The organism is Planotetraspora thailandica, from assembly GCF_016863335.1.
Taxonomy (GTDB): domain Bacteria; phylum Actinomycetota; class Actinomycetes; order Streptosporangiales; family Streptosporangiaceae; genus Planotetraspora; species Planotetraspora thailandica.
Window position 1 is genome coordinate 198,346 of record NZ_BOOR01000007.1, and the last position, 23,492, is coordinate 221,837.

The window sequence follows — 23,492 nt, forward strand, 5'->3', positions numbered from 1 at the left end:
CTTCCGGGGGGTAGTCATGATGATCAATCGACGCGTGCTCGCCATGTGCGTACGGCTCAGGGAGTGCGTGTCCGTCGTTGAGCGGCATGCCGCCCGGCGCGGTCTGAACCCTGAACGGGGCGGTTCCACGCTGGAGTGGGTGATCATCGCCGCGGTCGTGTTTCTTCTAGCTATCGCCGTCGGAGCGAAGATCACAGGGGTCGTCAACGAACAGCTGGACAAGATCGGATGACGGGGCGCGAGCGTGGGTCGGCGACGCTGGAGGCCGCGGTCGTGTACCCGGTGGTGTTGCTGCTGATCATGCTCGCGGTGAACACCGCGCTGTGGTTCCACGCCCGGAACATCGCCCTTTCGGCGGCGCAGGAAGGGCTGCGAGTGGCCCGCGTGTACGGCTCCAGCTTGTCGGCAGGGCAGGCGACGGCGGAACGTTTCGCCCAGGAAGTCGGCGGATCGTTCCTCCAGTCGCCGGTGGTGAACGTCGGCCGCGCCGAAGACACGGTCGTGGTGACGGTTCAGGGCCAAGCGGTCAGCCTGGTCCCGTTGCTCGATCTCACGGTCGACCAGGTCGCCAGAGCCCCCCTGGAGAAGTGGACCTCCGAATGACGCCGCATATTGACCGAGGTTCCATGGCATTGGAGACCACGATCATCGCGCCGGCCCTGCTGACCATGCTGGTGATGATGATCGCGGTAGGGCGTATCGCCATCGCACACGGTGCCATCGACGCCGCCGCCAGGGACGCGGCCCGGCAGGCATCCATCGCGCGGGATCCGAGCGCGGCACGTTCGGCAGCATTGTCCAGCGCACGCGAAGCACTCGCTCGCGAGGGGCTGAAATGCGCACCTTCGGTGACGCTCGACACCAGCGGGTTCTCCACGCCCGTGGGGAGGCCTGCCAGCGTTGCCGCGACCGTGACCTGCGAGGTCGGCCTGGCCGACATCGCGGTTCCGGGAATACCGGGCTCCAAAACGCTGACCAGCAGCTTCGCCAGCCCGATCGATCCCTTCCGCGCGAGAGGGGATCGATCGTGAAACCGTCCGACGACCGCGGTTCCGTCACGGCCTTCGCGGTGGTGTTCGCTCTCGCGCTGCTGATCTGCGCCGGACTCGTGGTGGACGGGGGAGCGAAGATCCAGGCATACCGCGAGGCATACGCGGTCGCGGAGGAAACCGCGCGTGCCGGAGCGGGACAGATAGACGTCAACCGTGCATATGCGCACGGCGGCCGATTTGAGGTCGATCCCTCCAAGGCAGTGGCCGCCGCGCGGGACTACCTCGGCTCCAGCGGTCACTCCGGCAGCGTCGCGATGACCGATAACCGGACAGTGCACGTCACCGTCACCGTCTCCAAGCCGACGAAGCTCGTGTCCCTGATCGGTATCGGCAGCGTGACCGCGACGGCGAAGGCGTCCGCGCGGATGTTCCACGGCATCGAGCAAGGAAGACCATGACGATGAACGGGCTGCGTCACCCCATCCTCAGCAAGGTCACGGCGGCCACAGTGCTCGCGGCGCTGTTGGCCGGCATTCCTGCCGTCCTGCTTGTCTTCTTCTGGCCCGTGGAACTGCCCACCGTCGACGACCTCGTCACTCCCGCCGAACCCGTTGTCATTAAGGCGCTGTTGCTCGCGATCGTGTGGACATGCTGGGCGCTGTTCGCCTGCGCGGTCCTCGTCGAGGTGGTCGACACGTTTCGCGCGACTCAAAGCCGAGTGCGCATGCCGTTCCAACGGTTCGCGGCCAATCTGATCACCACGATCACCTTGGCCGCGACCGCCCCGGTCGCCGCCACACGCGGAGTCGTTCCAGCCGGGCCAGTCTCCGTCACGCCTGCGGTACTGCCTGAGCACTCATTGGCCGCGGCGGAACCGAGCATCACCGAGACCGCGAAGCCGTACAAGACCTATGTGGTCAAGCCCCGGGACACCCTCTGGGAGATCGCCAGAAGACATCTCGGCGAGCCGATGCGCTACCAAGAGATCATCGCGCTGAACCAGGGACGCGTCATGGACGACGGCCAGACCTTCACCAGAGGGGACTGGCTGAGACCTGGATGGATTCTGAGACTGCCCACTGACGCCGCCACTCTGAACACGGAACACAAGACATCTGAGCAGGTTCACACCGTCGGAACTGACGAAACTCTGTGGGGAATCGCTGAGGAGCGCCTCGGAGACGGCCAGCGGTACAGAGAAATCTTCAAGCTGAACAAGGGCCGCGTGCAGCCGGGGAAAGTGCGGCTCACCGACCCGGACATGCTCGAAGCCGGCTGGCACCTGATCCTCCCGGAACGGGAACAGGACACGCGGAAGCCCGCATCGCATCGCCCGACTGTTTCTCACCGTTCAGACCCTTCGCCCCCGTCTACGCCTGAGCCCACGCCGAGCGACGAGGCACCGGCCTCATCGAACGTGGTCACGCTGCCTGGCGGTGGGATGGTGGCGCTGTCCTTCGCCGCCGGGGTCGCGATCGCACTCGCCTCAGCCAGGCTCCGTCAGCGGCGACGAGTGGCCGTACGCGATGTCGACGAGCCCGTCAGCGTGCTCGCGCCAGAACCAGAGATGCCAGCCATACGGGCACTGGAGAGGGCGCACCACCGAAGCTATGCCGAGTCTGATGAGATGCCGCCGGACGACTTCGAACTGGTCACGTCATCCTTCTCGATCGTTCCCCCCATCTCGCTGAAGGTCGGAACTCGCGAAGAAGATCCGGTGTCGCTGGAGCTGTCCGGCTTGAACCTGGCACTGAACGGGCCGGGAGCCGACGACTGCGTCAGGGCCCTCGTTCTCGACCTCCTGACCCAGGCGGACCAGCACCGCTCTGAGATCGTCGTGCCTCGTGAGGACGCTGTCCGGTGGTTCGGCGAGTCCATCACCGCGTTGACCGACTACCTAGCCGGGCTTCGAGTGGTACCCGCGCTGGACGATGCGATCGATCATCTGGAGGCACAGTTCGTCGCCCGGCGTCGCATCCTGCGTGACTTCGACGCAGGAGACATCCCCGAACTGCGTGATTCAGAGCCCGACGAGCCGTTGCCCGCGCTGCTGCTGACCGCCTGCTCCCAGGACGGCAACGCCTATTTGGACACGCTCATGGGGCTCGCGTCCAGTTTCGGCATCGGAACTCTGCTGGTCGGACGATCAACTTCAGGTACGACCTGTGAGGTTGGCCAGGACTACCGCGTGACGAAAGCGACCGGTGCGCTGGCGAAAGAACTCGATGACGCCACACTGTTCCATCTGCCTGAGGAAGCAGCGAGCGCGGTGCTCCACAAGCTCGCGGCCGGGAACGGCATGGCCACGGAAGAGCCCACCAGGAACGCTGACCTTGTCGTTCCCCCGCCGGGTGCGGCGGAGCGGCGAGTGCGGCTCAGCATCGTCGGAGAGCCTGTCATCGAGATCGACGGCCGTGTTCTGGACATCTCCGGGCGCACCAAAGCTCTGGAACTCTTCGTTCTGCTCGCCCTGCATCCCAACGGCTTGGACCGCGAGGAGATCTGCGAATACCTCTGGCCAGACGTAGAAGAGACGCTCGCCGGCTACCGCTTCCACAGTGCGCTCAAGGATCTCCGCGTCGCCCTGCGCGACTCCACTGGCATGGGGGACAAGGAAGCGAACTTCGTCGAACGGAGCGGCAAGTCGTACCGCATCGAGACACGACACGTTGACGTCGACCTGTGGACCTTCCACCGCGCACTCGCCGACGCGCGGACAGCGCCGGGCGAGGACACCAAGGTGGTCGCGTTGGAAGCAGTCGCCGGCCTGTGCCGCGGACGGCTGGGGCAAGGCCTCAAGTACGACTGGCTCGATCAGGACCACCGCTGGCCGCTCACCGTGGCAAGCGTCAAGGCACTCCTGCAGCTCGGAACGCTCCACGAGCGGGCAGGCCGGAACGAGCGGGCACTGGAAGTCTTCGACCAAGCGTGCATGCTCGACCCTGACATGGAAAGCGCGGTGACGGCGACCGTCCGCCTCCTGCTCCAACTCGGCCGCATCGACGAGGCCCGCCTACGCGTCCGCCACTTCAAGAGCCGTCTCGACGCCTTGGGTGTGCCTGCCTCTGTCCAGGCCCAAGCTGTCTTCGACAAGGTGATGCGTCCGTCTCAGCAGTGAGGAGTTCGTCAGCTCGCCGTCGTGTGTTTCACACCCACGAGAGCGCGACTGCTCCTACTTCGGGATAGTGGTTGCGGCGCGGAGAACCTGAGCCAGGCTGTTAGGTGTTTTTCGGCGAAGGACGAGACGTCACTGGAGTTGCGCACGTCGGGGATCGAAACTATGCAAGTTCCAGCGACACGATCGTGACTACGGCATGACGTTGCCGTACGGATCTTGGTGCCCCAGTTCGCTGACTGACCGATCTGCAAGGGTCAGACCCGAGCTGTCGTCCTCTTCTGCCGATGAGAGTGCGCTATGTTGCTGCGTTATGTCCTACGAGCAGCCCCGTTACTCTTCGGGTCGGTTTTGGTATGCAGACAATCCAGGTCGAATCGTGCCGGGCAGACTCGACCTAGGAGACACGTGGCCTCGCGTTGAACTCTTGGGCGCGCTAACCCGATTTGAGGATGATTCGCCCAGCGAAACTCCCGGCATTATACTTTTCGGGCCGCCAGAAATGGACAATCCGCGAACGCTTCACGGCGAAACATTGCAGCCGTACCGCAAGATCACAATCATTAATGCGGTAAGCCGTAGACGGACCGGGCAGATCTTTTCTGCGTCGGCAGTCGTTGGTGACGAGGTCCTACAGGAGGAGACCGTCGAGGGTGCCTACGCTATAGTTGGAGCGCACATTACCAATGAAGACGCCATCTTCCCGTCTGTGCGATTCCGCATTGTTCGTCAAGACGCCTGGGCTAACTTGAGTGGCTTGATGATGGAGCACGGTATCGACGGCCCCAATAAGGGGCAGGTGGCGATTAGATATACCCTTCCCGACCGATTAACGGTGCCGCTAGCGGGAGAGTCGGGCACCGTTTCCCTCGTTCCCGAGGCGGTCGTCTCGCCACCACGAGTTGCCGGTGCCTACATTTTGACAAAAACGTGGTTTGAGGTCGAGGCCGCCAATGGAGTGACAGTTCGCTCCGCTTCCACGAAATTTATCACTTCCGCCAGTTCATTGCTTACAATGTTGTTCGCAAAGGACTGCCCACCCAGCGCCTTCGAGGTCAAAGACCCAGATTCCCGGCGGTGGTGCAGCGTATACATGCCGGGGTTCGCGCTTGACTCGACTGACGTGTGGTCGCCAAAGGCGGATGATCGACCGCTAATGACCCGCGAGGAGTTGGGCTTAGAAAGTATCGCGCTGTGGTTCAGTGTCGTTGAGCGCTTGACACCGCTTCCCCAGATGATTGCAAATTCCGTCGACGCGGGAGATAGGACGGTTCAGAACCTTCTTCTAGAATTGGCCACCGCGGCGGAAGGAGTGCATCGCAGGCTTTACCCGGACCGGCGAGTGCTCAGCGATGAGGAGAGGGATCAAGCCCTCAAGGCCATTGATGGACTCGATGTTGTGGCATCGGCACGACAGGCACTGCATAACGCGATGCGGACGTATCTGTGGGAACCCAGCTATCCGCAAAGAATTAAAGCGTTAGCGGCTGATGTGGCGGCAGTGGTACCAGGCGTCACCGGTAAGACGAGTCGCTGGTCCAACGCGATCGTCAATGCACGAATTGGTTTCGCGCACGGTATGACTCGCAGTTCGTCGGAAGACGAAATCATCACATTCCATATTCTTCACGGATCGCTCCGTTGGCTCTTGACCGCCCGTCTACTGCTCGAAGCGGGTATTTCACCTAACGACCTTTCAACTAGCTTCGCCCGCTTCGAGCGGTATAGTCAGTTTCTCAGGCAGTCGCGGCGAAGCCTGCCGCGAATTTATGGCGATGAGACAAAGTGATACTTAGGCCGCCGGAGGTGCTATTGCGCTTTGCGGCGCCAGCCCTCATTCGACTCAACGTCGGCAGACGGCGCATTCTCATGCCGCGAGTCGCGTGGTCTGGCCGGCCGACCGGATCTGCCGAGTTGAGGGCGTTCCGATTCGTTAGCGCTAGGTTCGAATCACGGATGGCCTTTTATCGGTGGCGGCGCGGCAGCTCCGTCGTGTCTCCGGTGTGCACCGGGCCAGCTCTGAACGGCAATGATGGCTACTCGCGCGGTTGATTGGCCCACTGGACTAGAGATGCGAACCACCCGGGACGACGGGTGCGGCCTTCGCACACGGCGATCTCGTCTTTGAAGCAGTTGATGACTGGATGCGGATATTCGAAGAATTGCGATTGCTCGGGGAAGCCTTCCTCGAGCCACTCGTAGCGAACACCAATGGAGCCGATATACGCGACCAGTACGTAACGCACGAACCGACTGATGTTCTTGTCGGCCTCCACGAAATCCGGGCTAATGGAAAGTCCGCCCTTGTAGAGCTTATGGACCGTGTCTGTGGTAATTAGAGCCATGTGGGCGTCCGACATATCTGTGGCACCATCCAAGAACTCGCGGAGGGTGTCGGGCACTGGAAGGCCTGCACGCACCATGCGGCAGCCGAAGTGTTTGCCATAGTACCGTGCAAGGTTGATCGTGGGTGTCTCCCAGTCGGTCCCGAAAATCTGTCGGAAGTCGACTCCAGGCATGATGCGTAGCCAGGTGCGGCTGACATGCTGTGAGTACACATCGTAGGCATTGTCGAAGGGCTTGGACCGCTTGGTGTTGCATGATTCGCACAGCGACTTGGGAAACTTGATCACTCCGTAGCGATCTCGCTTGACTCCGCTACGGCCTCTGATCTCGCGCGTTTTTCCTTCTCTGTCCCCCCAGAGCAAAGGACCCCCATTTGCCATTAGCCGAGTCAGGTCCGTGCGTTTGAACTTGTGTTCGCCGGTAGTGGCCGGCCGTTCCTGACACCACCAGCAAATTCCGGTCGGCGGGACTCGGAGATGCGCGAGCGCGTCGGGCCCCAGTATGGGGCGACCATCAGAGGTTCGATCTGACATGACCTCATTGAACACCCAGGCAGGACAGCCCTCCTGGGCGTTGCGGATCTCAGTCCAGGTCTCCATGCGATGGGAGGGGCGGAACCCCAGTTGCGTTGCGACTCAAGCGAAAGCGTCCGCGAGGGTCGGCGCGGCGCACGGATCTGCCGCCCTGCGCGCGTCCGGGGGACGTCCCTAACTGCCGCGGAGCGCCGTTCCCGCTCGTCCACGCGTGCTCAGGGCGAAAGCATGTCAACTGCGACGACCGAGCGAGGCACGGATCTCCTTGCGGATGTAATTGCGGATCTCCCGATACCGCTCCTGGAGCTCTTCGAAAGTTGCAAGGGGGACGCCCCCCGACGCCTCCGTGACGTCGGTCCCGAGCGTGCCGGAGGTGGTCTCGTCAGCTTGTTTCGTAGTCTGACCGTCCCCGAAGGTGAGTTCGCCGATCGTGGGGAACTTCGTGCTGGGAGCGGTCAGCAGTTCTTCTGGTGCGAGGGCGAGAAGGGCGCTCAGGCAAGCGGTGACCTGCATCAGGTCCCGGTACCGGGTCTGTTGGGGCTCATCCAGCTCCGGCCATTCCCGGACCGGCTTGCCGGACGGTGAGGCCAGACTCTCTTGCCATGCCTCGAAGGACCACGAACCATGGGTCGTAACGGTCTCGAGGATCTCAGTCGATTCGGTCATGTGCGTGATGACGGCTTCGAAGCGTTCCTCGGTGAGAGCCAAGAACTCCTCGGCAGCGGTCACCTTGACCTCTTGTACGCGTCGACTCGCAATCAGTCCGATTGCGAAGACACCGCCTAGGGCGATTGCTGTCGGCAGCGCCGCAACGGTACCGAGTACGGCCCTGCCGCCGGTGATGCCCCACCCGCCAGCCGCTCGGGGGCCGCCACCGAGTCGTGCCATCGTGGCGTTCCATTGGGCAATTCCTCTGAGCTCCTTGATAGGAGCCCCTGTGGACGCTCTCCCGAGGTTACTCACGGCGGTGAAGAGACTGCGGGCGCTCCAACGGCCGACAGTGTTAAGGTCCCAGCTCAGCGCACTGGCCAGGGAGGAGACGACGGCAGACCCCAGGGTTTCCACCCGGACCGTGGCGTCGTCGGTCCTCGCGGGCCTGACCGCTGCACCGCGGAGAGCCCACTCGAACTGCTCTTTGATCCAAAGCACGCGCTGCGCAGGATCTTCACCGGTCTTCGTGGGGGTCGTCGGCCCCTCGGGGGTCGATGGCATGTTCACGAACTCTTGGCAGACCGTGATGAACGGCGTGGCCATGTCGGCGACGGAGCGGTTGGCCGCTCCAAAGTACGCTGCTCCGACTTGCGACAACGTTTCCGAGCGTTGCAGAAACTGGGCCTCGACGCCCTTCCTGCGCGCCTTGATGGTCTGACCTTGGCTAGAGGACGCGGGCTCGTCACGCACCATTCCTGCCTCCTGTTGGAGCGCTTCGACGGTCGTGTTCAGTGCTCTGGCGATCCCGCGGAGCTTCTCGGGCGTCGGCTTCACGGTGCCGCTCTCTATTCGGAAGATCGACACGCCGGCACCCGACTTGTACCCCGCTCTTTTTCCCAGTTCTTCCTGGGTGATGTTCCCACCAAGGCGGCGCCGTCGGATCACACCACCGAGGGCTGTCGCTTCCGCGCTAGTCATGAGAGGAGATTAGCATGATCACTGGATTTAGCAATACTAGGAGCGTGCATAGTTGCTAATTTCGTTGAGCCGACTCGGGTGGTGGCTACGGGGACATCAGGACGGCCCCTGGGGGGCTCATGGATCTTTCTGGGTCCGGCGTTCAGACTCGAGGAACCGCTGCTCGTCGGGCCTGCAACACCTTCCGCGGCCATCAACAACACGGAGCGCCCCTGACCATCCCGCAACAACCGCTATTGCCGATCCGGCCGGTGAGCGGATGCCCGGCTGGCAGGACCACGACCTGGTTCTCCGTGCACAGCTCCTCGGTGTCGAACCCGGCGGTCGAGTCGAACGGCGGTGCAGCAGCGCCACGTCGGCCCGCCCGTCGCGCAGCAGCCGCTCCTGCTCGCCGGGCCCGCGCAGAGGGACATCGACCGTGACCGCATCGGGTTCGACGGCGGACGCGTCGAGCAGCTTCGACAGCAGTTTCGCTGGACGCTCCGGCCTTCGTGACGAGGACCGCGCCGGCGTGGCTGGTCGCGGCGAGGGCAGGGCGGCGGGTACGGCGGTCAGCGGCCTCGACCGCATCCAGCGCCGCCCGACCTCCCGCAGAAGCAACGACCCGGCTTCAGTCAGGGTGACCGCGCGGCGGGTGCGGTCCAGCAGCGCCGCCCCCGCCGTTCGAGCTGCTGGATCGCCCGCGACAGCGGCGGCTGCGCGATCCCGAGCCGCCTGGCAGCGCTCTCCGACTCCATGTTCGACAACTCCAACGACGACTGGTTCGACCTCGGTATCGAGATCATCATCCGCGGGATGGCATCGTTCGCTGAGGAGACTGGAGCCGGAGGATCTTCCGGGAGGCCAGCACGGGTAGATGAGCGACCGTGACGCCGACCGTGGCGACCCACAGCACGGTGTGCGCGTTGAAGATCTCTCCCAGCGCTCCGCCCAGCAGGCCGCCGATCGGCATCGCGCCCCACATCAGGAAGCGCATGCTGGCGTTCATGCGGCCGAGCAGGTGCTCCGGGGTGATCCGCTGGCGGTAGCTGAGCTGGTTGATGCCGAACACCGCGGCGCCGATGCCGCTCAGTAGGCAGCCGAGCGGGAACAGTGCCAGCCGCCAGCCCTCGGCCGCCAGCGGGGAGATCAGGATGACCAGGGCGGCCATGGCGGCTCCGCCGTACAGGGCACGGCCGACGCCGAAGCGGTCCGCGATGCGCGGCGCGAGCACCGCGCCGATCAGCCCTCCGACGGCGCCGCCGGAGAGCAGCAGACCGTAGATCCCCGGACCCACACCGAGCGTCTTGATCAGAAAGATCGGCTGGGCCACCGCCCATATGCCGTTGGACAGCATGGTCAGCGCGCCGACCCACGCGATGCGTCGGAGCACCGGATGACCCGCGACGTGGCGGACGCCTTCGCCGATCTCCTCTCTGAGCCTGCGACGCTCCGCGACCGGCGCGATCGTCTCCTCTGCGCGCACCCCGCCGAGCAACAGCGCCGAGACCAGATAGCTGACCGCGTCGGCGAGCAGCGCGACCGGCGCGCTCAGCGCGTGCACCAGCCAGCCGCCCAGCGCGGGCCCCGACAAGACAGCGGTGTTACGCAGCGTCTCCAGGGTGCCGTTCCCCTTCAACAGGTCGTCCTTGCCGACGAGCGAGGGGAGGAAGCTCATGTGCGCGACGTCGAAGAAGACCGCGCCTATACCCATGAGGAGGGCGACGGCGTAAAGGTGGGGCAGGGTCATCGCGTCCAGGGCGACCGCGATCGGGACCGACAGCAGTGCGGCGGCGCGGAGCAGGTCACTCCAGATCAGGATCGGACGGCGGCGCAGCCGGTCCACCCACACGCCCGCCGGCAGCCCGATGAGCAGGAACGCCGCCATCTCGGCCGCGGTGAGCACCCCGATCTGGAAGGGGCTCGCGTCGAGGGTGAGCACCGCCACGAGAGGCAGGGCCACGAGCGTGATCTGGGTCCCGAACTGGCTGATCGCGTCGGCCCCCAGAAAAAACCGGAACGACGTGTCTCTCCACATGCCGGCTCCGCCGCCCTCTGAACGCATGGTGAGGCATCGTCGCGGTCCTCCGCGAAGCCGGTCAATCGCTTTTCCGGCGGGTTACCGCTGATCGGGTGCAGGCAACAGTGCGAATCTTTGACACGACGACCCGATCGGTGTCGGTGTTCCTGGACGACGGGAGCGAGCTCCCGTTCGGCACGGCGGCGTTCGACGCGGGGCCGCTGAGACTGAACTTGGTCGCCACGACCTTCGGCTGGTCGGTCGTTTCGACGTTCATCTCGCCGACCTTACGAGGCTGTTGCTCATGTCGGCAGCGGATTACGCCGCCTCCTGATCTGGGATGACCAACGATTCCGTGCCGGGACTGCGCGGAGATGAGACGGCGAGTCCGCCCCCGCTGGCTGGGGATCGCCATGTTCAGCCAACTCGGCTCTGGGCCGCTTGCCCTGTTTCTTGGCGCCGTGGTTGCTGTGCGCGAAGGAACTCGGCCAGCTTGGCGATGCGCCGCAATGGGGCCAGGTCAGGTGGGGGAGCCGTCACGGGGCCTGTCAGCATTACGATGGCCTGTCGGATGGCGGTGTGAAGAGGCGAGTCCTCGATCACCTCGTCGTGGAGGATCTCGCCCCCTCGTTCGACGGTCACGCGATGCAGGTTCCTGTTCAACTGCCAGCCGTCTGGGGCGGTCACTGGGTCGAGATGGGCGGTGAACCGGGTTCGTCCTGCATGCACAGTTATGTGCCGATGCCGATCGTCGGTAGGCCGCAGACTTCGTTGCCACCTGCCCAGGCCGTCGTCGCATCGGCGAGGTGTGCTGCCGAGCACGACCGTGGGACTGGTGATGCTGGAGGTCAGCTCGACGCGGAGGTGAGTGTCGGCGGTCGTCACGCTGGCCCGCTCGGTCAGGGCGGACACGAAGAGGCGTTCGTCGTAGGTAGCCCACAACTCAGACCGTCGCGGACTGGCCGTGAGGTAGGCGTTCAGTGACTCGGTTGGCATGAGTCGGCGGAGTACGGCGAGCATGTGGAGCCATTCGTAGCCGAGAACACCGTAGAACCGGTCGATGAACCGTCCGTGGGCGATGTCGTCGGTGCGGTCCTTCGTGAAGGTGATTCCGATGTGGTCGATCGGGGCCTCCGGTTCGAAGCGCATGACCAGGGTGTTCAGAACATCGAGGACGCGAGCGTGCTGATACTGGTCGGTGACCGCGACCCGCGCATTGCGGTGGCTGTCGAGAAGGGCTTCCAGGGCATCGATCTCGTGTCCCTGGCAGGCGGGTTTCTCCAGCAGGACGCGCGCGTCGGGCGTCTGGGCCAGGATCGAGCGGAGAACCGGGAGATGATCTGCTGTCGGGCAGCATATGGACCATAGACCGATGCCGGAGCTGACAGCGTGCGGGAGGTCGCCGATCCCCTGGTGAAAGCCGCGGTAGGCCCTGGGCAGGTCCTGATGTTTCGGGTCGAGCACCGTAAGCTCCGCACCTTCGGCGGCCAGTATCTCCGCGTGCAGTCGGCCGGCTGCGCCATAGCCGACCACGCAGACAGAGACACCCGCCAGAGCTTTGCCCGAATACGACTTGGGGGTGCGCGTGTTCGCCGGTGCGGTGCGTTCGGCCGCCAGGTAGGTGTCGTAGTAAGCCTCGTACAGGCCGGATTCTCTGATGATTTCGTCGACGAGTTCAGTGTGCACACCGGGCGGCAAGTGGTCGGCTTGCTCGCACAGCGCTACCGCGGCGATGAGAGTGCCGGCCCGGTAGGCGTCGTATCCCTGGTTGGGAATGGCGTCGGCTTCGAAGAGATTGAGCGATCGCCCGTCACCGAGGACGGTCGCGTAGTTGCCGGAATTGAGTTGGTAGCGACGTCCGACGCCGGGTAGCTGCTTGGAACTGCGAGTGCGCTGCGGGTCGGCAAGGACGCTGAAGTCACGCGTTGCGAACGGAGCGAGGAAGACACCATCGGGCAGCAGGTCGAGGTCTTCTGGAAGGAGGGCGTCCCCACCCGTACAGCCGGTGATCAGGAACGGTGTGACCCTCTGCAGAGCCTCGCGCACGCTTCTGTATGTCAGGTGTCCCTTCTCCGCAGCAGCGATGAGGTTGACGGGGTCGGAATCCACGACATGGACGTGGCAGCCCTGTGCCTGGAGCGTCATGGACAGGCGTGATCCGAGCGTGCCGTAGCCGATGACGATCACGGGCCGTCCCGTCACCTTGGTAGCGGGAAGGAGCGCTCGTAGGCGGCGTAGGCAGGAGTCGGCGATCTCTGGATAGCCCAGTTTGGTCTTCAACTCAGATCTGGCCAGGTTGAACACCGGGATGCTTAGCTCGGACGCGGCGATCCGTTTCAGTCCGGAGACCGTCAACTCCAGCGCGGCGTCGATGCGCCGGAGAGCGTCGGCCCTGCCGTACCCCTGGGCGATGAGCCCTCCATCGTCGATGACCAACACGCGCCGGCCCGCGGAGCGCGCCGCGTCGATGAAGTTGTCGATCTGGTTGAGGGATTCGGCCAGTTCGATGGCGTGCGTCTCAGGGGCGTTGACAGCCGTGTTGTCCAGCAGCCCGCTGGCGCATCCTCTGTCGATGAGAGTCGCATGGATGCGGTCGCGATTACGAGTGCGGTCGCCCTTCGACAAGGCGTAGATCCATTCGGCCGGTATGCCCGCCCGTTCGATGGCGAGTAGAAAGCCGAGGCTGTTCTCGACGTAGTGGTCCCGGAAGATGATCGCCCAGCCGTCAAGCACACCAGAAGGTACGGCGTAGCGGTCGAGCACGGGCATGCTCTCGACAATGTGCGCCAGCTCAGCTTGATCGAGGCGCCGGAGTTTGCGGGTCAGCCATGTCTCGATGCGGTTCGCGGCAACGGCTCCCCCCGACGACTGATCGACGAGGATCTCCAGATGGGGAGCGTCTGGCAGAACATGGCTGAGGGTGTCGGGGCACTTCGGCGTGAACTGATGCCAGCGCAGTGTGACCCGGGGCACGTCGTCGCCCGGAGAAGTCAGGACCAGGGTGTTCTGAGTCGGGCTGAAGATGGTCAAGCCGTGCTCGGCGGCGATGTTGGAGACACCCGCGCGTAGGTCGGCCGCATGAATCGGCCCTCGTAGCACCTTCCACGTCTCCGGGGGCTGAACGGTTCCTGTCGTCATAGCTCCTCCCGGCCGGAGGACGGGCGGCGGGTGGTCAGGTCGTCGAGCAGCGCGTCAATCTCCGGAAGATGCCGGAGCATGCGGGCGACGGCCTCGTGCCGGAGGAGCCAGAATTCGTCGAGATCGTCCTGGAAGAGGCCTGGCTTCATGTAGTGCTGCTTGACCCCGTAGAGGCTGCGCATGAGCTGCAGTAGCGCCACACGGCCGCAGGCGCGGATGTCGATGTCTGAGACGGCGGGGTTGGCGGCGATGTAGGCCGTGATCAACGTGCGCGCCGCGTGCAACCATTGTGGGTCTCCGGTGACCGTGTTGGGATAGAACGCCATCCGTCCCAGGTCGTAGGCCAGCAGGAATGGGTCGGGCGGGCTGAAGTCGATCACTGCGGCGAGTTCGTCGCCGGTGAACAGCAGGTTCACCGGGCTGTAGTCGCCGTGCAGGACCTGTACGGCGAGACTGTCAGGAAGTTCGGCGAGAAGCTCGGGGATCAGGGGAAGCATCTGGCGCCGTTCGAGAAGGGTGCGTTCCGCGACGGTGTCGAAGGCGTCCAGGACTCTTTCGGCCTTTCTCGATGCGATGATCGAGAGCAGGCCGTTCGCGGTCGCGGCCAGGTCGTTGAGATCGATGTCACGCCATTCATCCACCTTGCGGTTGGATGTCGAGTTCGCGGGCAGCTTCGCGAAGAGCGCGTGGATGCGGCCGAGCGCGTCACCTGCCTGCTCGTACTGAGACGTGTTGAGCTCCGTGACGACATGACCGGGTACCCATCTCCAGATCGACACGGCCAGAGACGTTGTTCCGTCGATGGTCTGGCCGTCGCGATTGCGCAGAACGGCGGCCGCGGGAATGCCGTGACGGCGGGCGAGTTCGGACAGCTCGATCGCGCCTGCTTCACCTTCGAGGTCCGTGCCTGCCGGGTAGCTCTTGACGAAGACGTCGCCGCCTGCACAGGTCACCCGGTAGTTCACGGTTCCCTGACCGATGGGCAATTGGACCAGGCCGTGTACCGTCAGACCGTATCGCTCGGCCAGCAGGCCGGGCAGGAGGGTTGGGCCGAGGTTGTCCCGCATCTGGTGAACCTCCATGTCGCAGGGGTGATCGGTGATCAGCTATCGGTGCCGCTCGTGTCTGTGACGACCGTTAATCGGCCCGTCGGGGTGTAGAGAACGTCCGCCAATCGCTCGTAGGCGGCGAGTATGCCGTCCCAGCTGTGGTCTTTCCTTACGGGCGCGCGAGGCAGCCGAGACTCCTCGGCCGCCGCCATCGCCTGCCCAGGCCCACTCTGAGGCGGATAGAGCCGTCGAGGGTGGCCCGCCGTCATCTCCGTCACGGCGGGTACGTCCGGCGCGATCACGGGGATGCCGTGGGCGACAGCAGTACCGACCGAACTGGGATAGAGAGCCTGGGTGAAGAACTCCCATGGCCCGTCTGTCCGGTAGGGGCAAAGTGCCACGTCCGCTGCTCTGTACAGCACGTGAGTGTGCTCAGGTTGGACTCGTTCCAGATGGAGATGGATGCGGTCGTGGGCTATCACCTGGGCCACGCTCGGGTCTCGCGGAGGTCCGATCACGAAGAGATGGGCGCTTCGAGTGTGAGAGACGAAGGCTCGTGTGACGGCGGGCAGATCCTTGTACGCGGTGAGATTGCCCAGGAGCAGGATCGAGGTGCCGACGTCTGCGATGTGCTCGGCGAGCTCACGTATGGCTGGGGGAACCTCGTGGGCATCGGTCGCGGGCGCTGCCCAGCCGGCGACGATGATCGGTGCGTCCGTGAGCAGCTCCAGATGGCGAGCGTCGGCGTGGGTGTGCGTGATGATCGCGTCGGCCAGATGGAGCACTCTGTAGGCGGCATGGTGGTCGGCCGCCGTGTGCGCCCCATCGATGGGCAGCAGGTTGTGGACGGTCCATACGATGCGCCATCCGATTCGTCGCAACTCTGTGAGCTGGGCGAGCATGGTGTCGGCCGCGGCAACGGTACGGCCGCCGTCTGGCATCTGGTAGAGCCTCTTGAGGCGATGCAGGTTGATAACGCCCGGAGGGCCGGGCCGGTGTTCGAGGGCCTCCAGGCTGCCGATGAATTCCAGCCCCAGCTGGGACGGCGCGTGCCGATACAGTTCGGCGAAATACGGGCTGGGCCAGGCGGGATAGTCGCTGACGACCATCCATGGACGGTTCTCGGTCATCGTGGCTCCCTGGCGCGCCACCACGCGCAGGCCGACCGATAGCGATCGCGACATGCCTTCGGGCTTCGGTCTGGCCCGGTCCATTCAACGGCGACTTCGATCGATTGGCCGGCTGCGATCCGGCGAGCGGCGAGATTGGCCACGATCGTGTCGAGTCCTTCGCCTTGATCGGACAGGTGGAGCACGTCCGCTCGCTCGACGGCTGGGCCCAGCATCGTCGGCTGGCCTGCGAGTTGCCTGGTGTCCGCGAGTAGCCGCACGTGGGGGAGGGCGGCGAATCCCGCCGGCGTCAGCCAGCCGGGATGGTGGGGTTCGATCAGAAGTGGAACCGCTCTCGTCGGCAATTCACCGCGAGCATCTCCGGGTGCGGGCGGGATGCGTGCGCAGAGGCGTAGCCACTTCGCGCCCAGTTCGGCAGCCGCCTCGGCGAGCCGAAGAACTTCCTCGCAGGACTCAGGTCTTCTCGCGAGGACGTCCATGAGGTCGACGTCGGCGGTGACCCCCGTGACAGGAACCGTGTCGCGGATGATCGGTCTCCAGCTACGCAGGGTCGAGCGATCGACGCTGGTCAGGCAATATCCGCGCGAGCCGCCGCGCAGATGGATGAAGGGGATCCCAGTGGCGGTGGCCCAGCGCAGCAGGGAGGGGACGTCGAAGCCGCGTACCGAGATGCTGTAAAGCCCCACGTCGTCGGTCACGTCAGGCCTCCCAGGAGAAGATGATGACGGGTTCCTCCGGCCGGTCTGGCCCGGCGAGCGACGCGAAGACCGAGGGCGCGAGGTGCCCAGGCACGATGCGGCACCAGGTGTCCAACTGACGGGGGGTGACCTGGCCGCATAGCCACGTCACCACCTCCGTGTACGTCGCCTGGTAGCGCCGTGGATGGTGGTCGGCAAGCTCGTGCATGCCGACCACGGTCAAGGCCCGCCGGTGGATGGACAGCGTAGGGATGACGTCATGGCCGTCGGGTGTGCCCAGCACGCCCAAAGTGCCGCCGGTCCTGACCAGTTCTGCGGTTCCTTGGGGCGACCCCGTTGCGTAGATAGCCAGCGGCACGCTCTGCGGCGTCACCTCGCGTACGCACTGGACCCCTGGGGCCTGGGCGATTGCAGCGTTGGGCCGTCTGGTCAGAACCCGTATGCCCACGGCGCCTCGGCGTTGTAGCTCCAGAGCGCATCCGAGTGCGACGGGACCAGACCCGATCACCAAGGCGCCTGTGAGATCCCTTGCACCGGACAGGTGGGTCAGCCCCAACGCCGCCATCAGCTGAAACCGTCCCAATGCGGCGATGCGGACCGGTGTCCCAGCCGGAGCGGAGAGAGTCCCCTTCCCCTGCGGGTGGAAGGGCGCTCCGTGAGGAACCGGGGCCAACCGCCATCCGAGCGTTTCCTCGCCACCGATGGTCATGTAGCCACTGGCTTTGTCCCGGCCCATCACGGTGGCCGCAAGGTGGCGTTTTTCGGTGCCGGGGCTCAGCACGCTGAAGCTGGCAGTGATCCAACCCTTCGGGGTCGGCAGAGCGGGCAGCAGGCTCGCGCGTCCTCCGGCCAGCCGGATACGCGCTCCATCAGGGGGCATCCAGCGCCTCCAGGTACTCGGGCAGCATGGAGAAGTGCTCGATGACTCCGATGGACTCCTCCAGCCCAGCGGGGCGTTGGGTGGCGATGAGCACCGATCGCATACCACGCGCGTGTGGTGCGATCGCGTCCTTGGCAGGGGTGTCCCCGACGAAAAGGATCTCCGAGACCGGGCATCCGGCCGCCGCCACCACAGCGTCGTAGAACCGTGAGTGCGGCTTGCGGACGCCGATCTCGCTCGACAACACGAGAGCGTGGAAACAGTTCAGGATTCCTGCGGATTGGAGAGTCGCACGGCGCGTGGTGGAGGGGCGTTGCGTGTCGCACGCCAAGACGCAGGTCATCCCCCGGTCGTGGAGCAAGCGCAGCGTCTGGGCAGCCGCGGCGTCGATTTCGCCGTCCGGGATGGCAGTAAAGACCTTCTCCACGATGGTGTCCACGTTCTCGGGCAGTACGGTGCCGCTCTCGATGGCGGCCTGACATAGTCGCTCGGCGAAGGGAGTCTGCGTTCCGAGATCTCGGTCGGTGCGGCGCAGTTGCCCTGTGATGGAGTCGAAGACGGCGGCGAAGCCGTCGCTGACCGTCATGCCGGGAAGCGATCCCAGGATGCCGGCGACCTTGCTGCCGTCTGGACTGGGGCCAGGGTTGGCCAGAGTGCCGCCGAAGTCGATCGCCAGCGCGCGTACTGTGCTCATGTCCCTGTTCCTCTCCATCCGGCAGTAGCCAGCAGTTCGATCTGTGCGGCGATTTCCGCCGGCGGTCCCCATGCGGCGTGGATCGCCAGTCGCCTCGAGAGCGTACGGACGAGTTCGACGCGCCGCCGGGTGGCAGCGGCGCTCTCCAGCAGTCGCAGTACGGGGCCGTCTTCCCGATCCAGCATGCGGTCGAGCAGGTGCCCGCTGGCACGCAACCACATCGTCCGTGTGGTGTGTAGGTCGATCAGGCGGAGCGGGCCCCCGACAGCATCGACATGAACGGATACGGCGGCGACCACCGGCACTGGTCTTTTGGGAAGGGCGGGCCGTCGGGACCACAGTTCGACCTGACTCAAATGGAGGTCCGGGAACCATCGAAGCGCAGGACCACGTCGGACGACGAAGGCAGCGGTGCCTCCGCGCACTGCGACTGTGCCATCCGCCTCCACGTCCAGTAGGGCGACGTCGCCGGCCAGCACATGCCAGTCGCGACGCGTCATGGCGATGGCGACCAGAGTCTTTCCGGTGCCATGGCAGCCCAGCAGCAGTACTGCGCCGTAGCGCTGGTGGTGGACCGCAACCGCGTGCGGACAGAGAGAGCCGTGCGCGAGGTGCAGCAGGTGAAGGTGCGCGTTGACGATGCGCCGGCCGTCGTCAGGGCCAATCGACGGCGGCAGATGAAGATCGACCGATCCGCTCTCGGCTTCGGGCGCCCTACTCGGATCGACGCCGGGCAGGTGTGGAGCGACGCGCGACCAGGAGGAGAGGAAGGCAGAGTGATCGGCGACGCACAACGTCCTTCCCGCACTGTCGATGTTCACGACTCCTCCAGATACGACAGGAGCCCAGACAGAGCCGCCCATACCCCGGCCGTGGGGAGCGCCGCCATGTCGCCGATGCGGAGTTCTATGACGGGAGCGTCGCCGAAGCCGTCGAACTGCAGCCCGGGACATGTGACCTGCGGCCGGCCCATCAAACCGAGCAGGTCACTGGTGTGGAGCCGCTGACCGGGGATGTCGGTTGCCAATCCCAAGGCCTCACGTTCGTCCGTGTGCGCGGCTGAAGGCGCTTCTCGCCCACCCGGTTTGATGATTACGACTGCGCCCAGCGGGGCCGGGCCGGAGCAATCGGTGCCAGACCGAAGGTCGGAGGGACTGAAGATGATTCTCCGGCGCTCGGATTCCATCGCCGGTACACCGGTGATCAATTCTTCAGGGATCGCGATACGCGTCGGCCAGCCCACCACTGTTCGGCCCGGGCCGATCAATACCAGGTCGTCGGCTAGGAACACCGCCCCAAGTTCGCTGCGGGCTCGGTAGGCGAGCGTCGACTTCCCCCCGCGGCTGCCCGCCACGAACAACAGCGCTCGTCTGTTGATCACGACGGCAGAGGCGTGCAGCATCTGCCAGCCCGACGCCAGCATCCGCGAGGCGAAGAACGTCCTCGCGAGCCAGTCCGCCCATCGGCCGCCGAGCTCGTCATTCGCGGGCAGCACCACATGCGTGGTCATCCGGGCGGCGTCCACGTCGATCATCGCGGCACCGGTGTACGGCCGATAGCGTCCTATCGCTCGCAACCATCCGTCGCCGGCGTCCAGCACCGCCAGCCGTGGCCCGCCGTGCGGGAGAACAAGGACCGGCCGGTCCGCGAAGATCGCGCCAACCTCCTCCTGCGGTCGGGAGTTGGCCTCCTCGAGCCGAAGAATCCAGTCGGCTCCCGGATGGGCTGGCTGCGCCTCGCAAGGCGGCACCATCACCGACGTCACTCGCTCCAGAAGAGTCGGGCGACTCGTTTCTGTCCTCAGCCGGAACCCACTGAGCACGAGATCGGCTTCAGGGCTGGAGCCAGGCATCGCCCGCGATCTCGAACATCTCCGCAGCTCCACGAGCGCCGCCTACCGATCGACTTCGGCGAGGACACGTTCGATCCGGTCAGCGGCGACAGAGACGTCGTGAACGGGGGCGATCAACTGGGGCCAGGGAAAGTGGAAAGCCCAAATTCCGTCAGAGCCAGGGGCGGCGAACACCTTCTCCGTGAGGACGGGAGCGGCGACATTGATGACATTCAGATGCGGGGTGAGGCCGGGGAGAGCATGGACCCGTACGGCGAAGCGCCGGGCCTCCAACTCGCCTGCGAGCTTTTCCAGATGTTCGATGGCTTGCTCAGGATCGGTTGCCATGAGATGAAACTCCGGGTTCGGAATCCGTTCAGGAACTCTGGGTACTTGTCGGGATTGCACATCCCTATTTGACTGATCACAGGCAGGCTGCGAACAGCTGACAAGTAAGGACAGTGGAGGACACGAGCGGATAGCCTCATCTGCCCGGAGGTGTGTCGATGGTCGCGGAACGTGTTCCTGCGTGGGCTGAACGGTTGCGAGCTGAGCGGCGTAGGCAGATGTGGAGCCATTCCGATCTGGCTCGAAAACTCGTCGAAGCGGCCGAAGATCATATTCGGGCACATCTGCCGCAACGAGACTCGATTCTGCGTCGCATCAGAAGTTACGAAGCCGGCGAGCATGAACCGCGCGACCCTTACCGGATATTGCTCTGCCGGGTATTCGGCATTTCGGAAGCCGTGCTCTTCAGCGCGGGGCCCATCGTCGGTGTCCCGAGCGAGGGTGCCGATCAGAGCGAAAGTCGTGATGCTCTTCCCGGCGAAGATGGGGCGTTGATCAGGGCTGATGCATGCGAAGAAAATTCGTCCGCCAGACTGGAGGGCATCCTCACCTCCTGGGACACGCTCATGCGACGACGCGATCTGCTTCCACTCACCGGAGGCCTGGCCGCTGCGGCTGTGATCTCCAACCTCTCGACGGTGCCACCGCCGTACAGCCGCGAACTGTACGAAACGTGCGGCCAGCTGACGGCCAACTATCGCAGGCTGGACAACCTGCTCGGCCCATACGCGGTATTCGCGCAGGCCATTGACCACCACAATCAGCTGACCATGTGGGTACGCCAGGCGCAAAGCGCGGCGCAGCGATCCCAGATGGCCGCGCTGGCCATCGATTCGGGCGGTCTGGTCTCTTGGCTCTATCTCGACCTCGAACAGCATGATCAGGCGTTCACTGTGGCCCGGCAAACGGCCGAGATCGCCCGCGAGAAGGGCGACCTGGCCAGGCAGGCGTATCTGGTCGGGCGAATGAGTCGCATTCTGTGCGAGGGCCGGCACTTCGAGCGCGCCTTGCAACTGGCCGATGAGGCCCTCAGGTTGGCCGGGACGCGATTGAACTACACCGTTCGTTCATGGCTCACCGTCATGCGGGCTCATGTCCATGCCTGCCTGGGTCATGACCGGGAATGCCGAACCGATCTGGAGACCGCCGCCGACCTGCTGAGCCGTGCGCCCGGCCCGCCCGAGGATTACATCGCTTTCCACGACATCGGCCACCTGTACAAGATGGTTGGCCTCTCCCTACTCAAACTCGGAGCGCACAAGGCAACAGCGCTGAGTGAGGGCCGCCGCGCGATCGACACCGCATTCGAGGTGTGGTCGCAGGGAGCGGTACGCGCGTCGGCTGAAGTGCTGGCGACCCAGGCCGCAGCGTGTCTGGCGCTACATGAGATCCCCGAAGCCGCACGGCTGACCGGGGAGGCGTACGTCATCGCCGTACGGACCAGATCGCCCCGCAACCTCCGTCACGTCGGCGATCTCCGCACCGGGCTGCGCCCCTACCGGGATACGTCAGCCGTACGGGCGCTGGAGGAACAGTTCGCCTTGTGAACAGACGCGACGCGGGCCTGCTGTTATTGCTCGGTGCCATCTGGGGAGCCATCTATCCCCTGACCAGCGTGGTGTTGCGCGAGATGCCCCCGGCTGCGATCGTCGTCGCCCGGACCGGGTTGTCCGCCATGGTGCTGATTCCATTCGCCGCACGTAGCGGTGCATTGAATGCCGTACGTGCTCGGGCTGGGGCAGTGCTGATCGCCGCACTGCTGCAGGTGACGGTACCGCTCCTCCTGCTGACCATTGGCCAGCAGTACGTCGGAGCGGCGCTGGCGGCCATCTTGGTGGCGACCCAGCCGGTATGGGCCGCGGTCCTGAGCACGGTCCTCACACGAACGATTCCGTGGCGTCTGCTCGCCGGAGTCATACTCGGCTTGACGGGTGTGGCTCTCCTCTTCCTGCGAAATGTCGATGTCGGTGGCACGAGCGGATGGGGTGCCGCCGCACTGGTGGCCGCGGCGGCCTTCATAGCCGCAGGCTCGGTATGGGCTGAGCGGGCCATTCCCGAGGTCCCCCCGTTGGGGACAGCCACAGCTGCCATGACCATCAGTGCACTCGTGCTGGCACCGGCCGCTGGTATCGCTGGTGTACGTCTGCCGGGATTGCAGACGATTGAGGCTTTGCTGGTCCTCAGCCTTGTCTCCACCGCCGGGGCGCTCGTCCTGTTCTATGTGCTGATTCAGCGCATGGGCGCCGCGCGCGCGAACCTGGCGGGTTACCTGGATCCCGGGTTCGCCGTCGCTTACAGCATGAGCCTTCTCGGAGAACGAGTCTCGCCCGGGGCGCTCGTCGGCCTGGTGCTGATCATTACGGGTTCCTACATCGGGGCAACCCGCTAACCGGCCGAATTGGTCCTGGTCGGAGACTCAACACCGGGCGACGGACAGACTGGTGTGGCGAAGATTCTCATCGACCGTGCATTCGCCGTGGAGGGTACAGCGATTGCGTTCCAAGGGGGAGATCTGCGACCGACTCCCAGCGGTAGAGGTGCTCATCCCGACCGAGGGCGATGAGCTGGATTCGCTGAATGGTCACGGTCACGGGATCAGCGGTCACGCTGGCAAGCGCATCACGGTACGGCTTCGCCGGGCCATCGGTGTCGCTGTAGGCGATGCTCATGTGAGGTGTCCAGACGTCGGTCTCGCCAACTGCGCCACGGACGTCGATGATGCCCTGACGCACGGCCCGCCGTACCCGATCGATGCCATCAACAGGATGCGGATGGAACTGAGGGGCTTCGGGATCCAGGAGTGGCCGGTCGAATCTCAGGGTCACCGCCTCGATCGGGGAGAGACGCCGCTGTACGGCTTGGGCGATGGCATCTACGTCATCGACTTCGTCGGCGAAACCGATGCCCTGCATCGTGAGATGGAGCCATTTGAGCGGGATGATGTCGAGGCCGGGCAGGTTGTGAAGCGGTTCCTGGTATGCGCGGACGAGGTCGTGTAACTCGTCCTGGTCCTCGAAGGTGGTGTGGACGGCGTACATGCGCCGTCGGAGCCGCCAGCCAGGCCGCCACCACCAGTGGTTCCGCATCTGCTCGGTCAACGTGGCTCCCGT

Annotated in this window: 23 protein-coding genes; 9 read left to right on the plus strand and 14 right to left on the minus strand. The window is 64.8% G+C overall.

Annotation, left to right across the window (positions count from 1 at the left end; genetic code table 11):
• Positions 1 to 16 precede the first annotated feature (16 nt).
• The 6 genes from Pth03_RS05860 (at position 17) to Pth03_RS05885 (ending at position 5,896) form a co-directional block, all read left to right on the plus strand.
• Positions 17 to 232 (plus strand): hypothetical protein, encoded by a 216-nt coding sequence (locus Pth03_RS05860; protein ID WP_203943092.1) that lies wholly within the window; start codon positions 17 to 19, stop codon positions 230 to 232.
• Complete coding sequence (locus Pth03_RS05865) at positions 229 to 603, plus strand: TadE family protein (protein WP_203943093.1); 375 nt, start codon at positions 229 to 231, stop codon at positions 601 to 603. Before Pth03_RS05860 ends, Pth03_RS05865 begins: the two co-directional genes overlap by 4 nt.
• 23 nt (positions 604 to 626) lie before the next feature.
• Positions 627 to 1,031, plus strand: a complete 405-nt coding sequence (locus tag Pth03_RS05870; protein ID WP_203943094.1) for a TadE/TadG family type IV pilus assembly protein — start codon at positions 627 to 629, stop codon at positions 1,029 to 1,031.
• Positions 1,028 to 1,450, plus strand: coding sequence for a pilus assembly protein TadG-related protein (locus tag Pth03_RS05875; RefSeq protein WP_203943095.1), 423 nt, complete (start codon positions 1,028 to 1,030; stop codon positions 1,448 to 1,450). Before Pth03_RS05870 ends, Pth03_RS05875 begins: the two co-directional genes overlap by 4 nt.
• Positions 1,447 to 4,110 carry a LysM peptidoglycan-binding domain-containing protein gene (locus Pth03_RS05880; protein WP_203943096.1) on the plus strand — a complete coding sequence of 888 codons (2,664 nt, stop codon included), beginning with the start codon at positions 1,447 to 1,449 and terminating at the stop codon, positions 4,108 to 4,110. The genes Pth03_RS05875 and Pth03_RS05880 overlap by 4 nt, the downstream gene beginning before the upstream one ends.
• A 310-nt stretch (positions 4,111 to 4,420) precedes the next feature.
• Entirely contained in the window at positions 4,421 to 5,896 is a 1,476-nt protein-coding gene (locus Pth03_RS05885) for an ApeA N-terminal domain 1-containing protein (protein ID WP_239118778.1), read from the plus strand.
• Positions 5,897 to 6,143: 247 nt separating this feature from the next.
• Here the strand turns inward: Pth03_RS05885 and Pth03_RS05890 are convergent, their stop codons facing one another.
• Together Pth03_RS05890 and Pth03_RS05895 are read right to left on the minus strand one after the other, a co-directional pair.
• Positions 6,144 to 6,740 (minus strand): hypothetical protein, encoded by a 597-nt coding sequence (locus Pth03_RS05890; RefSeq protein ID WP_239118779.1) that lies wholly within the window; start codon positions 6,738 to 6,740, stop codon positions 6,144 to 6,146.
• 477 nt (positions 6,741 to 7,217) lie between these two features.
• Positions 7,218 to 8,615, minus strand: a complete 1,398-nt coding sequence (locus Pth03_RS05895; protein WP_203943098.1) for a helix-turn-helix domain-containing protein — start codon at positions 8,613 to 8,615, stop codon at positions 7,218 to 7,220.
• A gap of 339 nt (positions 8,616 to 8,954) precedes the next feature.
• Between Pth03_RS05895 and Pth03_RS05900 the strand changes: the two genes are divergently transcribed.
• Positions 8,955 to 9,110: a hypothetical protein gene (locus Pth03_RS05900; RefSeq protein WP_203943099.1), complete on the plus strand. Its 156-nt coding sequence runs from the start codon at positions 8,955 to 8,957 to the stop codon at positions 9,108 to 9,110.
• Positions 9,111 to 9,229: 119 nt separating this feature from the next.
• On the opposite strand, the gene Pth03_RS05905 is transcribed toward Pth03_RS05900, so the two are convergent.
• The 11 genes from Pth03_RS05905 to Pth03_RS05955 form a co-directional block, all read right to left on the minus strand.
• The gene (locus tag Pth03_RS05905) at positions 9,230 to 9,403 is read right to left on the minus strand and encodes a helix-turn-helix domain-containing protein (RefSeq protein WP_203943100.1); all 174 of its coding nucleotides are present in this window, start codon (positions 9,401 to 9,403) and stop codon (positions 9,230 to 9,232) included.
• A complete protein-coding gene (locus Pth03_RS05910; RefSeq protein ID WP_239118780.1) occupies positions 9,400 to 10,659 on the minus strand; it encodes an MFS transporter in 1,260 nt (419 codons plus the stop codon). The genes Pth03_RS05905 and Pth03_RS05910 overlap by 4 nt, the downstream gene beginning before the upstream one ends.
• Positions 10,660 to 11,031: 372 nt before the next feature.
• The gene (locus Pth03_RS05915; RefSeq protein ID WP_203943101.1) at positions 11,032 to 13,752 is read right to left on the minus strand and encodes a Rossmann-fold NAD(P)-binding domain-containing protein; all 2,721 of its coding nucleotides are present in this window, start codon (positions 13,750 to 13,752) and stop codon (positions 11,032 to 11,034) included.
• A complete protein-coding gene (locus Pth03_RS05920) occupies positions 13,749 to 14,834 on the minus strand; it encodes a phosphotransferase enzyme family protein (protein WP_203943102.1) in 1,086 nt (361 codons plus the stop codon). The genes Pth03_RS05915 and Pth03_RS05920 overlap by 4 nt, the downstream gene beginning before the upstream one ends.
• A gap of 20 nt (positions 14,835 to 14,854) precedes the next feature.
• On the minus strand, positions 14,855 to 15,931 hold the full coding sequence (locus Pth03_RS05925) for a glycosyltransferase (RefSeq protein WP_203943103.1): 1,077 nt from the start codon (positions 15,929 to 15,931) through the stop codon (positions 14,855 to 14,857).
• On the minus strand, positions 15,928 to 16,629 hold the full coding sequence (locus Pth03_RS05930) for a hypothetical protein (protein ID WP_203943104.1): 702 nt from the start codon (positions 16,627 to 16,629) through the stop codon (positions 15,928 to 15,930). Before Pth03_RS05930 ends, Pth03_RS05925 begins: the two co-directional genes overlap by 4 nt.
• A gap of 1 nt (position 16,630) precedes the next feature.
• Complete coding sequence (locus Pth03_RS05935; protein WP_203943105.1) at positions 16,631 to 16,987, minus strand: hypothetical protein; 357 nt, start codon at positions 16,985 to 16,987, stop codon at positions 16,631 to 16,633.
• Positions 16,988 to 17,498: 511 nt separating this feature from the next.
• Entirely contained in the window at positions 17,499 to 18,203 is a 705-nt protein-coding gene (locus Pth03_RS05940) for an HAD family hydrolase (RefSeq protein WP_203943106.1), read from the minus strand.
• A complete protein-coding gene (locus Pth03_RS05945; RefSeq protein ID WP_203943107.1) occupies positions 18,200 to 19,024 on the minus strand; it encodes a hypothetical protein in 825 nt (274 codons plus the stop codon). The genes Pth03_RS05940 and Pth03_RS05945 overlap by 4 nt, the downstream gene beginning before the upstream one ends.
• Complete coding sequence (locus Pth03_RS05950; RefSeq protein ID WP_203943108.1) at positions 19,021 to 19,968, minus strand: hypothetical protein; 948 nt, start codon at positions 19,966 to 19,968, stop codon at positions 19,021 to 19,023. The genes Pth03_RS05945 and Pth03_RS05950 overlap by 4 nt, the downstream gene beginning before the upstream one ends.
• A gap of 129 nt (positions 19,969 to 20,097) precedes the next feature.
• The gene (locus Pth03_RS05955; protein ID WP_203943109.1) at positions 20,098 to 20,442 is read right to left on the minus strand and encodes a hypothetical protein; all 345 of its coding nucleotides are present in this window, start codon (positions 20,440 to 20,442) and stop codon (positions 20,098 to 20,100) included.
• Between the two features lie 98 nt (positions 20,443 to 20,540).
• Between Pth03_RS05955 and Pth03_RS05960 the strand changes: the two genes are divergently transcribed.
• Together Pth03_RS05960 and Pth03_RS05965 are read left to right on the plus strand one after the other, a co-directional pair.
• Positions 20,541 to 21,929: an NsdA family TPR-like regulatory protein gene (locus Pth03_RS05960; RefSeq protein ID WP_203943110.1), complete on the plus strand. Its 1,389-nt coding sequence runs from the start codon at positions 20,541 to 20,543 to the stop codon at positions 21,927 to 21,929.
• Positions 21,926 to 22,771: a DMT family transporter gene (locus Pth03_RS05965; RefSeq protein WP_203943111.1), complete on the plus strand. Its 846-nt coding sequence runs from the start codon at positions 21,926 to 21,928 to the stop codon at positions 22,769 to 22,771. The genes Pth03_RS05960 and Pth03_RS05965 overlap by 4 nt, the downstream gene beginning before the upstream one ends.
• A 67-nt stretch (positions 22,772 to 22,838) precedes the next feature.
• On the opposite strand, the gene Pth03_RS05970 is transcribed toward Pth03_RS05965, so the two are convergent.
• Positions 22,839 to 23,480 (minus strand): 2'-5' RNA ligase family protein, encoded by a 642-nt coding sequence (locus tag Pth03_RS05970; RefSeq protein WP_203943112.1) that lies wholly within the window; start codon positions 23,478 to 23,480, stop codon positions 22,839 to 22,841.
• Positions 23,481 to 23,492 lie beyond the last annotated feature (12 nt).

What these genes read in the sequence shown, in the direction of transcription:
- Pth03_RS05860 (WP_203943092.1), top strand. Translation starts at nt 17, where the DNA reads ATGATGATCAATCGACGCGTGCTCGCCATGTGCGTACGGCTCAGGGAG.
- Pth03_RS05865 (WP_203943093.1), top strand. Translation starts at nt 229, where the DNA reads ATGACGGGGCGCGAGCGTGGGTCGGCGACGCTGGAGGCCGCGGTCGTG.
- Pth03_RS05870 (WP_203943094.1), top strand. Translation starts at nt 627, where the DNA reads ATGGCATTGGAGACCACGATCATCGCGCCGGCCCTGCTGACCATGCTG.
- Pth03_RS05880 (WP_203943096.1), top strand. Translation starts at nt 1,447, where the DNA reads ATGACGATGAACGGGCTGCGTCACCCCATCCTCAGCAAGGTCACGGCG.
- Pth03_RS05885 (WP_239118778.1), top strand. Translation starts at nt 4,421, where the DNA reads ATGTCCTACGAGCAGCCCCGTTACTCTTCGGGTCGGTTTTGGTATGCA.
- Pth03_RS05895 (WP_203943098.1), bottom strand. Translation starts at nt 8,615, where the DNA reads ATGACTAGCGCGGAAGCGACAGCCCTCGGTGGTGTGATCCGACGGCGC.
- Pth03_RS05905 (WP_203943100.1), bottom strand. Translation starts at nt 9,403, where the DNA reads ATGATGATCTCGATACCGAGGTCGAACCAGTCGTCGTTGGAGTTGTCG.
- Pth03_RS05910 (WP_239118780.1), bottom strand. Translation starts at nt 10,659, where the DNA reads ATGCGTTCAGAGGGCGGCGGAGCCGGCATGTGGAGAGACACGTCGTTC.
- Pth03_RS05915 (WP_203943101.1), bottom strand. Translation starts at nt 13,752, where the DNA reads ATGACGACAGGAACCGTTCAGCCCCCGGAGACGTGGAAGGTGCTACGA.
- Pth03_RS05920 (WP_203943102.1), bottom strand. Translation starts at nt 14,834, where the DNA reads ATGGAGGTTCACCAGATGCGGGACAACCTCGGCCCAACCCTCCTGCCC.
- Pth03_RS05925 (WP_203943103.1), bottom strand. Translation starts at nt 15,931, where the DNA reads ATGACCGAGAACCGTCCATGGATGGTCGTCAGCGACTATCCCGCCTGG.
- Pth03_RS05940 (WP_203943106.1), bottom strand. Translation starts at nt 18,203, where the DNA reads ATGAGCACAGTACGCGCGCTGGCGATCGACTTCGGCGGCACTCTGGCC.
- Pth03_RS05960 (WP_203943110.1), top strand. Translation starts at nt 20,541, where the DNA reads ATGGTCGCGGAACGTGTTCCTGCGTGGGCTGAACGGTTGCGAGCTGAG.